Annotated in this window: 10 protein-coding genes; all 10 read left to right on the top strand. The window is 60.1% G+C overall.

Annotated features, from left to right (window positions below):
- The first annotated feature begins 342 nt into the window (after positions 1-342).
- The gene (gene glnE, locus ACIPZE_RS23300) at positions 343-3,282 is read left to right on the top strand and encodes a bifunctional [glutamate--ammonia ligase]-adenylyl-L-tyrosine phosphorylase/[glutamate--ammonia-ligase] adenylyltransferase (protein WP_283437945.1); all 2,940 of its coding nucleotides are present in this window, start codon (positions 343-345) and stop codon (positions 3,280-3,282) included.
- Positions 3,283-3,609: 327 nt separating this feature from the next.
- Complete coding sequence (gene waaF / locus ACIPZE_RS23295; protein WP_129388133.1) at positions 3,610-4,644, top strand: lipopolysaccharide heptosyltransferase II; 1,035 nt, start codon at positions 3,610-3,612, stop codon at positions 4,642-4,644.
- A gap of 1 nt (position 4,645) precedes the next feature.
- Positions 4,646-5,707, top strand: a complete 1,062-nt coding sequence (gene waaC, locus ACIPZE_RS23290) for a lipopolysaccharide heptosyltransferase I (RefSeq protein WP_283437944.1) — start codon at positions 4,646-4,648, stop codon at positions 5,705-5,707.
- The gene (locus ACIPZE_RS23285; RefSeq protein WP_400775541.1) at positions 5,707-6,828 is read left to right on the top strand and encodes a glycosyltransferase family 4 protein; all 1,122 of its coding nucleotides are present in this window, start codon (positions 5,707-5,709) and stop codon (positions 6,826-6,828) included. Before waaC ends, ACIPZE_RS23285 begins: the two co-directional genes overlap by 1 nt.
- Positions 6,828-7,634, top strand: a complete 807-nt coding sequence (gene rfaP, locus ACIPZE_RS23280) for a lipopolysaccharide core heptose(I) kinase RfaP (protein WP_400775538.1) — start codon at positions 6,828-6,830, stop codon at positions 7,632-7,634. The genes ACIPZE_RS23285 and rfaP overlap by 1 nt, the downstream gene beginning before the upstream one ends.
- Positions 7,634-8,368 (top strand): lipopolysaccharide kinase InaA family protein, encoded by a 735-nt coding sequence (locus ACIPZE_RS23275; RefSeq protein ID WP_283437941.1) that lies wholly within the window; start codon positions 7,634-7,636, stop codon positions 8,366-8,368. The genes rfaP and ACIPZE_RS23275 overlap by 1 nt, the downstream gene beginning before the upstream one ends.
- A complete protein-coding gene (locus ACIPZE_RS23270) occupies positions 8,365-9,117 on the top strand; it encodes a lipopolysaccharide kinase InaA family protein (RefSeq protein ID WP_400775535.1) in 753 nt (250 codons plus the stop codon). The genes ACIPZE_RS23275 and ACIPZE_RS23270 overlap by 4 nt, the downstream gene beginning before the upstream one ends.
- On the top strand, positions 9,117-10,568 hold the full coding sequence (locus tag ACIPZE_RS23265; RefSeq protein ID WP_283437939.1) for a lipopolysaccharide kinase InaA family protein: 1,452 nt from the start codon (positions 9,117-9,119) through the stop codon (positions 10,566-10,568). The genes ACIPZE_RS23270 and ACIPZE_RS23265 overlap by 1 nt, the downstream gene beginning before the upstream one ends.
- Positions 10,569-10,784: 216 nt before the next feature.
- Positions 10,785-11,117, top strand: coding sequence for a YceK/YidQ family lipoprotein (locus ACIPZE_RS23260; RefSeq protein ID WP_400775531.1), 333 nt, complete (start codon positions 10,785-10,787; stop codon positions 11,115-11,117).
- A gap of 68 nt (positions 11,118-11,185) precedes the next feature.
- Complete coding sequence (locus ACIPZE_RS23255) at positions 11,186-12,058, top strand: DUF3800 domain-containing protein (protein ID WP_400775529.1); 873 nt, start codon at positions 11,186-11,188, stop codon at positions 12,056-12,058.
- The last annotated feature ends 39 nt before the right edge of the window (positions 12,059-12,097 follow it).

Raw genomic sequence — 12,097 nt, 5'->3', positions numbered from 1 at the left:
AGGTTGCGCCTGCCCGTGCGGGCAGACGATTTAAAATTCTTGGATTGCCGACAGGTTGTTCCGGCGGCGTGTAGTTTTACTACAAATCTTCCGGCATTTCAGCCTTTCGGATGTATAGACGAGTAGTAAAACTACAGATGAAAGGCTTGTGGCCTCCGACTACGTTGTGAGAATAATCGTTAAGGTTGGTCGATTACCATCCGTAAAAGGTGAAACTTTGATGCTGGGTGCTAAAGAAGAAGAAATTTCAGCTATTTCTAACTTTTGTTCGACAGTCCTTCACGTAGCGGGTTTTCACCATTCACTACAAGCGGCCGTTTACACGCCGATCAAGGATAGACCATGACCCTGCCCGTGCTTGCCGAACTGCCTGCCATTCTCCTGCCGTTGGTCACTCGATCCGAGCAGTCGTTCCGTACGGCCGTCGCCGAGCTTGAAGACGATCACGGCTTTGCGAACTGGACGCCAGAGCGCTGGGCGCAGTTCGCCCGCGTCACCGCCGCCAGCGAGTTTGTCATTGAACAGAGCGTGCGTGACCCTTTGATGTTGCTTGCGCTGGTGCAGTCCGGCGAACTCGACCGACCGTTCGCACCGGGTGAATTGTGTGCGCAGATTTCCGCTGCGGTGAACGCGGCACAGACCGAAGATGAACTCGGTCGCGCCCTGCGTCGCCAGCGTGCCCGCCATCAAGTGCGGATCATCTGGCGTGATCTCACCCGTCAGGCCGATCTGGTGCAGACCTGCCGCGACCTCTCGGACATGGCCGACGCCACCATCGATCAAGCTTATCAATGGTTGTACAGCCGCCATTGCGAGCAATTCGGTACGCCGACCGGCCGCCGCAGCGGTGAGCCGCAGCAAATGGTCATCCTCGGTATGGGCAAGCTCGGCGCTGTCGAGTTGAACCTGTCTTCGGACATCGACCTGATCTTCGCTTACCCCGAGGGCGGCGAAACGGTGGGCGTGAAGCGCTCGCTGGATAATCAGGAATTCTTTATTCGCCTCGGTCAGCGTCTGATCAAGGCGCTGGATCCGATGACGGTCGACGGCTTTGTGTTCCGCGTCGACATGCGCCTGCGCCCGTACGGTTCGTCCGGCGCGCTGGTGCTGAGCTTTAATGCGCTGGAGCAGTATTACCAGGATCAGGGCCGCGACTGGGAACGCTACGCGATGATCAAGGCGCGGGTGGTGGCCGGCGATCAGGTCGCGGGCGCGCAGTTGCTCGACATGCTGCGGCCGTTTGTTTATCGGCGTTATCTGGACTTCTCGGCGATCGAAGCGCTGCGCACCATGAAACAGCTGATCCAGCAGGAAGTGCGGCGCAAGGGCATGGCCGACAATATCAAGCTGGGCTCCGGCGGGATTCGTGAGGTCGAGTTTATCGCTCAGGCTTTTCAGTTGATCCACGGTGGCCGCGACTTGAGCTTGCAGCAACGTCCTCTATTAAAGGTGTTGAGCACGCTGGAAGGGCAGGGTTATTTGCCGCCGGCGGTGATCAGCGAGTTGCGTGAAGGTTACGAGTTTCTGCGTTACACCGAGCATGCGATCCAGGCGATTGCCGACCGCCAGACCCAGATGCTGCCGGACGGCGCACAGGATCAGGCGCGCATTGCCTTTATGCTCGGTTTTGCCGATTGGGAGGCTTTCCACGAAAAACTGATGTTCTGGCGCGGCCGCGTCGCCTGGCACTTCGCGCAGGTGATCGCTGATCCCGATGAGGAAGAAGGCGCCGAAAGTGAAGTGGTGGTCGGCGGTGAATGGCTGCCGCTGTGGGAAGAAACCCAAGATGAAGAGGCTGCGTGTCGCCAGCTCGAAGAGGGCGGTTTCGCCGATGCGAGCAAAGCGCTGAAAGCGTTGGCCGGTTTGCGTGGCAGTCCGCAATTGCGGGCGATGCAGCGACTGGGACGCGAGCGTCTCGATGCGTTCATTCCGCGTCTGTTGGCGCAGGCCGTTGAACATGCCAACCCGGATCTGGTGCTTGAACGCGTACTGCCGTTGATTGAAGCGGTTGCACGGCGTTCGGCTTATCTGGTCTTGCTGACGGAAAACCCCAGCGCCCTGCGACGCTTGCTGACGCTGTGCGCAGCGAGTCCATGGATCGCGGAACAGATCACCCGTTTCCCGCTGCTGCTTGATGAGCTGCTCAACGAAGGTCGTCTGTTCAAGCCACCCTTGGCGCCGGAGTTGGCCGCCGAATTGCGCGAGCGTCTGACACGAATCCCCGAAGACGACCTCGAACAACAAATGGAAGCCCTGCGTCATTTCAAACTGGCGCACCGCTTGCGTGTCGCCGCTTCGGAAATCGCCGGCAGCCTGCCGCTGATGAAAGTCAGCGATTACCTGACGTGGCTGGCGGAAGCGATTCTTGAACAAGTGCTGGCCCTGGCCTGGCGCCAGACCGTGGCCAAACACGGCACACCGCTGCGCACCGACGGCACCTTGTGCGATCCCGGCTTCATCATTGTCGGTTATGGGAAAGTCGGCGGGCTGGAACTGGGGCATGGTTCCGATCTGGATCTGGTGTTCATCCACGACGGCGATCCGCAGGCGGAAACCGACGGGGCGAAACCGATCGATGGCGCGCAGTTCTTTACCCGGCTGGGACAGCGGATCATTCACTTGCTGACGGCGCAGACCAACTCGGGCCAGCTCTATGAAGTGGACATGCGTCTGCGGCCATCCGGCGCTTCGGGGTTGTTGGTGAGTTCGCTGGGGGCTTTTGCCCGCTATCAGGAAAATGAAGCGTGGACGTGGGAGCATCAGGCCTTGGTGCGCGCACGGGTGCTGGTCGGCAGTCAGGATGTCGGTCAGGCGTTCGAGAAGGTTCGCGCGCAGGTGTTGGGCAAGTCCCGCGACCTGGCGAAGTTGCAACAGGAAGTGAGCGAGATGCGCGCGAAGATGCGCGACAACCTCGGCACCAAGAGCACCGCGGCCGGCACAGCGGCAAATGCCTTCGACGCCACGGCGCCGTTCGACCTCAAGCAGGACGCCGGAGGTATCGTCGATATTGAATTTATGGTGCAATACGCGGCCCTGGCGTGGTCGCACAGTCACCCGCCATTGCTGCGCTGGACCGATAACATCCGCATCACGGAAGAGCTGGAACACGAAGGGCTGATGCCTGCCGAAGATGCCAGCCTGTTGCGCGAGGCCTATAAAGCCTACCGCTCCGCCGCTCACCGGCAGGCCTTGCAGAAGGACGCCGGAGTCATTGCGGGAGACCAGTTTGCTGAGGAACGCCAACAGGTTTTGCGGATCTGGAAGGAGATGGGGCTAAGCTGAAACCAGTTTATGCAGCACCCAATACCCTGTGGGAGCGAGCCTGCTCGCGATGGCGGAGTGTCAGACAACATCAATGTTGAATGCAACGGCCCCATCGCGAGCAGGCTCACTCCTACAATAGATCTGCGGTGAATCGCAGATGTTGGACCGGATGCAAAACCCTGTAGGAGTGAGCCTGCTCGCGATGGCGGAATATCAGGCGACATCAAGGTTGAATGTGCTGGCCCCATCGCGAGCAAGCCCGCTCCCACAGTAGATCTACAGTGTTTGTAGAGTTCTCGAGGCGGGGAGGCGTAAATGCCTCCCCGGTTCGTTTTTGGAAACCATATGAATATTCTGATCGTTGGGCCCAGTTGGGTCGGTGACATGGTGATGGCGCAGACACTGTTTCAGTGTCTCAAGCAGCGCCACCCGCAATGCGAAATCGACGTGCTGGCCCCCGAGTGGAGCCGGCCGATCCTTGAGCGCATGCCCGAAGTGCGCAAGGCCTTGAGCTTCCCGCTCGGCCACGGCGCGCTGGAATTGGCGACGCGTCGGCGCATCGGCAAATCCCTGCGCGGCCAGTACGATCAAGCGATCCTGCTGCCGAACTCGCTGAAGTCGGCGCTGGTGCCGTTTTTTGCAGGCATCCCGAAACGCACTGGCTGGCGCGGCGAATTCCGCTACGGCCTGCTCAACGATGTGCGCACCCTCGACAAAGAGCGCTATCCGCTGATGATCGAGCGTTTCATGGCTTTGGCCTATGAAGCGAACGCCGAGCTGCCGAAACCGTATCCGCGTCCAAGCCTGCAAATCGACCCGGTCACCCGCGAAGCCGCGTTGGCCAAGTTCGGTTTGAGCCTCGATCGCCCGGTATTGGCTCTGTGCCCCGGCGCCGAGTTCGGCGAGTCCAAACGCTGGCCGTCCGAGCATTACGCCAAAGTCGCTGAAGCACGCATTCGCGAAGGCTGGCAGGTGTGGCTGTTCGGCTCGAAAAACGATCACGCGGTCGGCGAAGACATTCGCGCTCGGCTGATCCCTGGCCTGCGCGAAGAATCGGTCAATCTCAGCGGCGGCACCTCGCTGGCTGAAGCCATCGACCTGATGTCCTGCGCCGACTCGGTGGTCTCCAACGACTCCGGCCTGATGCACGTCGCCGCCGCGCTGAACCGTCCATTGGTCGCCGTCTACGGCTCGACCTCGCCGGGCTTCACTCCGCCGCTGGCCGAGCACGTCGAAGTGGTGCGTCTGGGCCTGGAATGCAGCCCGTGTTTCGACCGTACCTGCCGTTTCGGCCATTACAACTGCCTGCGCCAGCTGATGCCGGACGCGGTCAACGATGCCTTGCAGAAATTGCAGGGCTCTGTGGTCGAGGTTCATTAAGTTGCGGGTACTGTTGATCAAGACTTCATCGCTGGGCGACGTGATTCATGCGTTGCCGGCGCTGACCGACGCCGCCCGGGCGATTCCCGGGATCAAATTCGACTGGGTGGTGGAAGAAGGCTTCGCCGAGATTCCGACCTGGCATCCGGCCGTTGGCAAGGTGATTCCGGTGGCGATTCGCCGCTGGCGCAAAAACCTTTGGAAAACCATCACCAGCGGTGAGTGGAAACGCTTCAAACAAAGCGTGCGCGCGAACAAATACGACTTGGTGATCGACGCCCAGGGCCTGCTGAAAAGCGCCTGGCTGACCCGTTACGTCAAAGCGCCAGTGGCCGGCCTCGATAAAGGTTCGGCCCGCGAGCCGGTGGCCGCGCGTTTCTACGACCGCAAACTGGCAGTGGCCCGTGGTCAACACGCCGTCGAACGCGTGCGCCAACTGTTCGCCATCGCCCTCGGTTACGACCTGCCAAAAGGCCTCGGCGATTACGGCCTCAACGTCGAGCGTCTGGTCGAGCTGCCACGCAAAAACGCATTCGTAGTGTTCCTGCATGGCACCACGTGGGACACCAAGCACTGGCCGGAAAGCTACTGGCGCGAACTGACCGAACGCGTTGGCTATCTCGGCGTCGGCATCAAACTGCCGTGGGGCAATCCGCAGGAGAAGGCCCGCGCCGAGCGCATCGCCGCCGGTTTCAAACACGCCGAAGTGCTGCCGAAACTCAATCTGGCCGGCGTCGGCAAAGTCCTCGCCGGCGCGCAAGCCTGCGTCGCGGTGGACACCGGTCTCGGCCACTTGGCCGCGGCGCTGGACGTGCCGACCATCTCCCTGTTCGGTCCGACCAACCCGGGCCTGACCGGCGCCTACGGCAAGCTGCAGATACACTTGGCCAGCGACTTCCCGTGCGCGCCGTGCCTGCAAAAGAAATGTACCTATCAACCGACCGCGCAGGATGCCCGTCAGTTTGACCTGAAGCGTGAACAGCCGCTGTGCTTCACGCGTCTGAACCCCGAGCGTGTCGCCAGCCGACTGAGCACGTTGTTAATGGCTGAGGAGCTGCGCTGATGCAATTGGCATTCGTCCTGTACAAATATTTCCCGTTCGGCGGCTTGCAGCGCGATTTCATGCGCATCGCCCTCGAATGCCAACAGCGCGGTCATCAGATCCGCGTCTACACGCTGATCTGGGAAGGCGAGGTGCCGTCCGGTTTCGAAGTGCTGGTGGCGCCGGTCAAGGCGTTCTTCAATCATCGTCGCAACGAAAAACTCAGTGCGTGGATGGCAGCGGATCTGGCCAAGCGCCCGGTCGATCGTCTGATCGGCTTCAACAAGATGCCGGGGCTGGACGTTTATTACGCCGCCGACGGCTGCTTCGAAGACAAGGCGCAAAACCTGCGCAATTCGCTGTACCGCCGCTGGGGCCGCTATCGCCACTTCGCCGAGTACGAGCGCGCGGTGTTCGCCAAAGACGCGAAAACCGAAGTGCTGATGATTTCCGAAGTGCAGCAGCCGCTGTTCATCAAGCATTACGACACGCCGCTTGAGCGTTTCCATTTGCTGCCACCGGGCATCGCGCAGGATCGCCGCCGTCCGGCAGATGCTGACGAAATCCGCGCCGGTTTCCGCGCCGAATTCAATCTGAAGGACGACGAACTGCTGCTGGTGCAGATCGGTTCCGGCTTCAAGACCAAGGGCGTTGATCGCAGCCTCAAAGCATTGGCGGCATTGCCCGCCGAGCTGAAGAAACGCACCCGGCTGTTTGTAATCGGCCAGGATGACCCCAAATTATTCCAGATGCAGAGTGCGACCTTGGGTTTGGGCGATAACGTCACGTTCCTGAAAGGGCGCAGCGATATCCCGCGTTTCCTGCTCGGCGCCGACCTGTTGATTCACCCGGCGTACAACGAAAACACCGGTACCGTGTTGCTTGAAGCGCTGGTTGCCGGTTTGCCGGTGCTGGTCAGCGCGGTCTGCGGTTACGCCCATTACATCGCCGAGGCCGACGCCGGGCGCGTGCTGGACGAACCGTTCGAGCAGGCGCAGCTGACGCAATACCTGACTGACATGTTGCATGACGACGCTGCACGCGCGGCCTGGAGCCGCAATGGTCTGGCCTTCGCCGAGACGGCCGACCTCTATAGCATGCCGCAGCACGCGGCCGATGTGATTCTGGCGGAGCACGCTTAATGAAGTTGATGCTGGCTGAACCGTTCAAAAGCCTTTGGGCCGGACGCGATCCGTTCGCCGAAGTCGAAGGCTTGCAGGGCGAGGTATACCGCGAGCTGGAAGCACGCCGGACACTGCGCACGGAAGTCGACGGCAACGGATTTTTCGTCAAGATCCACCGTGGCATCGGTTGGGGCGAGATTTTCAAGAATCTTCTGACCGCCAAGCTGCCGGTACTCGGCGCGGGTCAGGAGTGGCAAGCCATCCAGCGTCTGCAGGAAGTCGGCGTGCCGACCATGACCGCCGTCGCCTACGGCGAGAAGGGCAGCAACCCGGCCGATCAACACTCGTTCATCGTCACCGAAGAGCTGGCGCCGACCGTCAGCCTTGAAGACTTCAGCATTGACTGGGTCAAGCAGCCGCCGGAGCCGAAACTCAAGCGCGCGCTGATCGCTGAAGTCGCGCGCATGACCGGCATGATGCACCGCGCGGGCGTTAACCACCGCGACTGCTACATCTGCCACTTCCTGCTGCACACCGATAAACCGGTGACGGCAGAAGATTTCAAGCTCTCGGTGATCGATCTACACCGTGCGCAGACCCGCGCGAAAATCACGCAGCGCTGGCGCAACAAGGATTTGGCGGCGTTGTACTTTTCCGCGCTGGACATCGGCCTGACCCGTCGCGACAAGCTGCGCTTCCTCAAGGGCTATTTCCAGCAACCGCTGCGCCAGATTCTCGCTGAAGAAGCGCCGTTGCTGAGCTGGCTGGAAGGCAAGGCCAACAAACTCTATGCGCGTAAACAGCGTTACGGGGATGCGCTCTGATGGCGGGTTGGATTCTGGAGCCGCAATACAGTGAACTCGCCGAAGATTTTGGCAGCCTCGAAGCGGTGTTCGCCCTGCAAGGCGAACGTCTGACCCGCGATCCGCTGTCGGAAGTCATCCGCGTCGAACGCAACGGCGTCAACTATTACGTCAAACGCTACGTCGGCGCCGGTAAGGGCTTGCGCCGTTACCTCGGCAAGCCGCGGGTGAAGATGGAATGGCAGAACCTCAAGCGCTTCGCCAAGTGGGGCATTCCCACTGCTGAAGTGGTGGCCTGGGGCCTGGAACGACGCGGTGCGGCGTACGACCGTGGCGCGATGATCACCCGCGAACTGCCGCGCACCGAAGACCTCTCGGCGCTGGCCGAGCGCAACGATCCCAAGCTCAAGGATCGTGCCTGGGTCGACGGCGTCAGTCGGCAACTGGCCGCTTACACGCGGACCATGCACGACCATCGCTTCACTCATAACGATCTGAAGTGGCGCAACCTGCTGATCGACGATCAGGCGCGACTGTTTCTGATCGACTGCCCGAACGGCGATTTCTGGCGCGGTTTCTGGCTCAAATACCGCATCACCAAGGACCTGGCCTGCCTCGACAAGGTTGCCAAATACCACCTGTCGAACACCCAGCGCCTGCGCTTTTACCTGCAATACCGTGGGCGTGATCGCCTGAATGCCGCTGACAAGAAGCGCATTCGCCACGTGGTGAGATTTTTCGAGGGACGCGAATGACTGATTTCCTGGCCGCTGAAGACCGTGCGCTGTTTGAGCGCAACGGCCTCGGCACCTTCGACGCCCTGTGGGCCAAACAGCTCGAAGCGGTGGATGAACCGAACACCGACGGTGGCGGCTGGAGCAGCGTGTTTCGCCTCGAGCTGGAAGGGCATGCCTATTACCTCAAGCGTCAGAGCAACTACCTGACCCGCACGTTGCATGCGCCGTTCGGCGAGCCAAGTTTTGCCCGCGAATTTCGTAACATCAGTCGCTACAACAGGCTGGGGATTCCGGCGTTGCAAGCGGCATTCTTCGGGCAGCGCAAGGTCGACGGCGAAGTCCGCGCGATCCTGCTGACCCGTGCCCTCGATGGCTGGGACGATCTCGATTCGTTGTTGCAGCGCTGGTCGGAACTGACTGTCACGCAGCAATCGGCGATTCTCAAGGCCTGCGGACAGCTGGCGCGGCTGCTGCACGGTCTGCGTCAGGTGCACGGCTGCTTTTACCCCAAACATATTTTCTTGCAGGCCGATGGCGTTGAGTATCGGGCGCAGTTGATCGACTTGGAGAAAACCCGGCCATTGCTGTGGGGCATGCGCGATCGGGTCAAGGATCTGGAACCACTGGTGCGCCGCGCGCCGCAATGGAGCGAGGCGCAACTGCGTGAGCTGCTCGCGGCCTATGTCGATCAGGCGACCGACAGTTCACTGGTCGACGCCTGGGTTACGCGCCTGACCGCGCGGCGCAGTCGCAAGGAGACTCGCTGATGCAGTTGTCCGACCTGAAAAACGCCGGGCGCACGCCAAGTCTGCCGCTGACGATTTCCCTGGCCGATGCCGCCGGGCCTGCCGATTTGCAGTTGCTGAGTCTGCTGCGGGTGTTGCCGGGGCAGCGTTATGTCGGTGCTGGCGTGTGGCGCGGGCGACCGGTACTGGCGAAATTGCTGGTCGGCAGCAAAGCGGCGCGGCATTTTCAGCGTGAGCTCAATGGCGTAAAGCTGCTCGCTGCGCAAGGCCTGACCACACCGTTGCTGCTGGCTGATGGCTTGCAGGACGGCGAGGGCGGCTGGCTGCTGTTCGAATTCCTCGAAGACGCCGAGAGTCTCGGTGATGCCTGGAGTCAGGTCGAGTCGCTGCCGATGCTGGCGGATGAACAATCGGCGGTACTGGCCGAGGCGCTGGGCGCGATTGCTCAGTTGCACAGTAAAGGCCTGTGGCAGGAAGACCTGCATCTGGACAATCTGCTGCGCCACGATGGTCAGTTGCATTTGATCGACGGCGCGGGCATCTGCGCAGAAACCGCTGGCCAGCCGTTGTCGCGGCAGAAAGTTCTGGAAAATCTCGGGGTGTTTTTCGCCCAGTTGCCCAAGGCGCTGGAGCCGTTCACCGAAGAATTGCTGGTGTATTACCTGCTGAGCAACGGCGAACACGCGTTGCCGCTGGAACAGTTGCAGAAGCAGATCGCCAAGGTGCGCGCCTGGCGTCTGCGCGATTACCTGATCAAAGTCGGGCGTGAGTGCACATTGTTTGCCGTGCAGCGCGGTGCTTTCGCTTTGCGCGCTATTCGTCGCGAGGAAGAAGCGGCAATGTTGCCCGTGCTGGAGCAGGCCGATGCACTGCTCGATCAGGGCCATTTGTACAAGACCGGTGGCGCGGCGAGCGTTGGCAAGGTCGACGTGGCCGGGCGCACGCTGGTGATCAAACGCTACAACATCAAGAATTTTGCCCATTGGCTCAAGCGCTTCTGGCGCCCAAGCCGCGCGTGGCATTCGTGGCGTGAAGGCAATCGTCTGGCGTTCCTCGGTATCGCCACGCCGAAACCGCTGGCGGTACTGGAGAGGCGTTTTCTGTGGCTGCGCAGTCGTGCCTATCTGGTCACCGAATTCCTGCCGGGGCCAGACATCATCGAGCGTTTTGCACCTTATGTTGAAAGCGGCGAAGCGCCGGAATCCGAATTGCAGGCGCTGGATCAGTTGTTCGCAAGGTTGATCGCCGAGCGCATCAGTCATGGCGACTTCAAGGGGCATAACCTGTTCTGGCAGGATGATCGCTGGGCGCTGATCGATCTGGACTCGATGTGTCAGCACGGCTCCCTCGGCAGCTTCGCCCCGGCCTACGTCCGCGATCGTGCGCGGTTCATGCGTAACTGGCCAGAGAGCAGCGCGTTGTATCAGGTCATCGATCAGCGGTTGCCTAAAGACATCTCCGGCGCTGCCTGAATCCTTTCGCCAGCAGGCTGGCTCCCACATTGGAAATACGTTCCCCCTGTAGGAGCCAGCCTGCTGGCGATGAGGTCCGCTCAAGCACTGTAATTCCCACGGGGAAACGGTGCACAAACCTCACTGACTTCTCCTACAGCTTCTACAGAAGCCATGAACTGTGCCGCGTCCAGCCCCGATGCTAGTTTGCCTGACGACTTCGGAGGGCAACGCTTGATGATCAACAAGGCTGCAACACTGGCTGTTTTTTCATGGGTTTTATCGGGTTGCGGCAGTGCCCTGACCGTGCTGCAGGACGACGCCGACGTCGCCCGCGACATGCGCAAGCAAAAAACCTACTGCCAATCCATTCCGCGCATCTACAGCGGGCTGGCCTATGACTTCTGCGTATTGAACGCGCCTCCCGACCCGTCGGGCTTCCTGGTGCCTTTCGTGTTGCTGGACCTGCCGCTGTCCGGGGTTTTCGACACGGTCTCGCTGCCGTACACGCTTTATCGGCAGATCGAAGATGGCAATCTGAATATTTACTGGCGTTCAGGTGGTGGGTAACTGGTTTGCCTTCGATAGCCAGGTACAGCGATGTCATCGTCTATGTCGATGAGAGCGGTGACCATGGGATGCAAACACTGGATCCCAAATATCCCGTTTTTGTGCTCGCGTTTTGCGCCTTCGACAAGCGGCATTACTGCGAAAAAGTCATTCCTGCCCTGCAGAAATTCAAATTCACCCATATGGGCCACGACCTGATTGGTCTGCATGAACTTGAAATTCGCAAAGAGAAAGGCGCGTTCTCAGGACTTTTCATTTCCCGGGAGCACAAGAATGCTTTTCTTGAGGAACTGACGTGCATCATTGAAGCCAGCGACTTCGTCCTGATCAGCTGCGTCATAGACAAGGCTGCTCTGCGCGAAAGGCAAGGCCCCAGCCATAATCCATACCACCTCGCTCGCGGCTTTTGTCTGGAAACGCTCTATGAGTTCTTGCAGGAAAAGAAGCAGCAAGGGGCAACGACGCATGTGATTTTCGAGCGCGGAGGGAGGCGGGAAGATAACGAGCTTGAGTTGGAGTTTCGCAGGATGTGCGGTGGTGCGAATCGTTTGGGGGCTCAACTGCCATTTGACATCGTCTTTGCCACAAAACAAGTGAATTCCACCGGTCTGCAGCTCGCTGATCTCGTTGCGAGACCCATCGGCATGAGCGTTCTGAAGGCTGGTCAGGAAAATCGTGCATTTGAAGTACTCAAGCGCAAATTTTACTGCAGCGGCGGGCGGAACAAAGTCGGAGTAGGTTTCGAGAACTGGGGCTTGAAGATTTTCCCCTCCCAGAAAGCGAAAAGCCCCGGTGATCTCACCGAGGCATTAGCGCCGACCGGGATCCCCCAGTCCATTTGCGAACGAGCATATGACGAGAGGTACAGAGTGTCAACGCGCAGGCGCGGCAGTTCGGCTAGAGGCTTGTGGGCGCTTTTACGCTATAATCCCGCCCTTTAGCTGTCTCTCGCCCGTTGCGAGGGCACATCAATTTTCAAG

This window comes from Pseudomonas sp. NPDC089741 (assembly GCF_044748825.1).
In the GTDB taxonomy this organism is placed as follows: Bacteria; Pseudomonadota; Gammaproteobacteria; order Pseudomonadales; family Pseudomonadaceae; genus Aquipseudomonas; species Aquipseudomonas helmanticensis.
This window is presented reverse-complemented; position numbering and strand designations above follow the sequence as displayed.

Coding starts and splice junctions, on each gene's coding strand:
- glnE (WP_283437945.1), top strand. CDS start 343: ATGACCCTGCCCGTGCTTGCCGAACTGCCTGCCATTCTCCTGCCGTTG.
- waaF (WP_129388133.1), top strand. CDS start 3,610: ATGAATATTCTGATCGTTGGGCCCAGTTGGGTCGGTGACATGGTGATG.
- ACIPZE_RS23285 (WP_400775541.1), top strand. CDS start 5,707: ATGCAATTGGCATTCGTCCTGTACAAATATTTCCCGTTCGGCGGCTTG.
- rfaP (WP_400775538.1), top strand. CDS start 6,828: ATGAAGTTGATGCTGGCTGAACCGTTCAAAAGCCTTTGGGCCGGACGC.
- ACIPZE_RS23275 (WP_283437941.1), top strand. CDS start 7,634: ATGGCGGGTTGGATTCTGGAGCCGCAATACAGTGAACTCGCCGAAGAT.
- ACIPZE_RS23270 (WP_400775535.1), top strand. CDS start 8,365: ATGACTGATTTCCTGGCCGCTGAAGACCGTGCGCTGTTTGAGCGCAAC.
- ACIPZE_RS23265 (WP_283437939.1), top strand. CDS start 9,117: ATGCAGTTGTCCGACCTGAAAAACGCCGGGCGCACGCCAAGTCTGCCG.
- ACIPZE_RS23260 (WP_400775531.1), top strand. CDS start 10,785: ATGATCAACAAGGCTGCAACACTGGCTGTTTTTTCATGGGTTTTATCG.
- ACIPZE_RS23255 (WP_400775529.1), top strand. CDS start 11,186: ATGCAAACACTGGATCCCAAATATCCCGTTTTTGTGCTCGCGTTTTGC.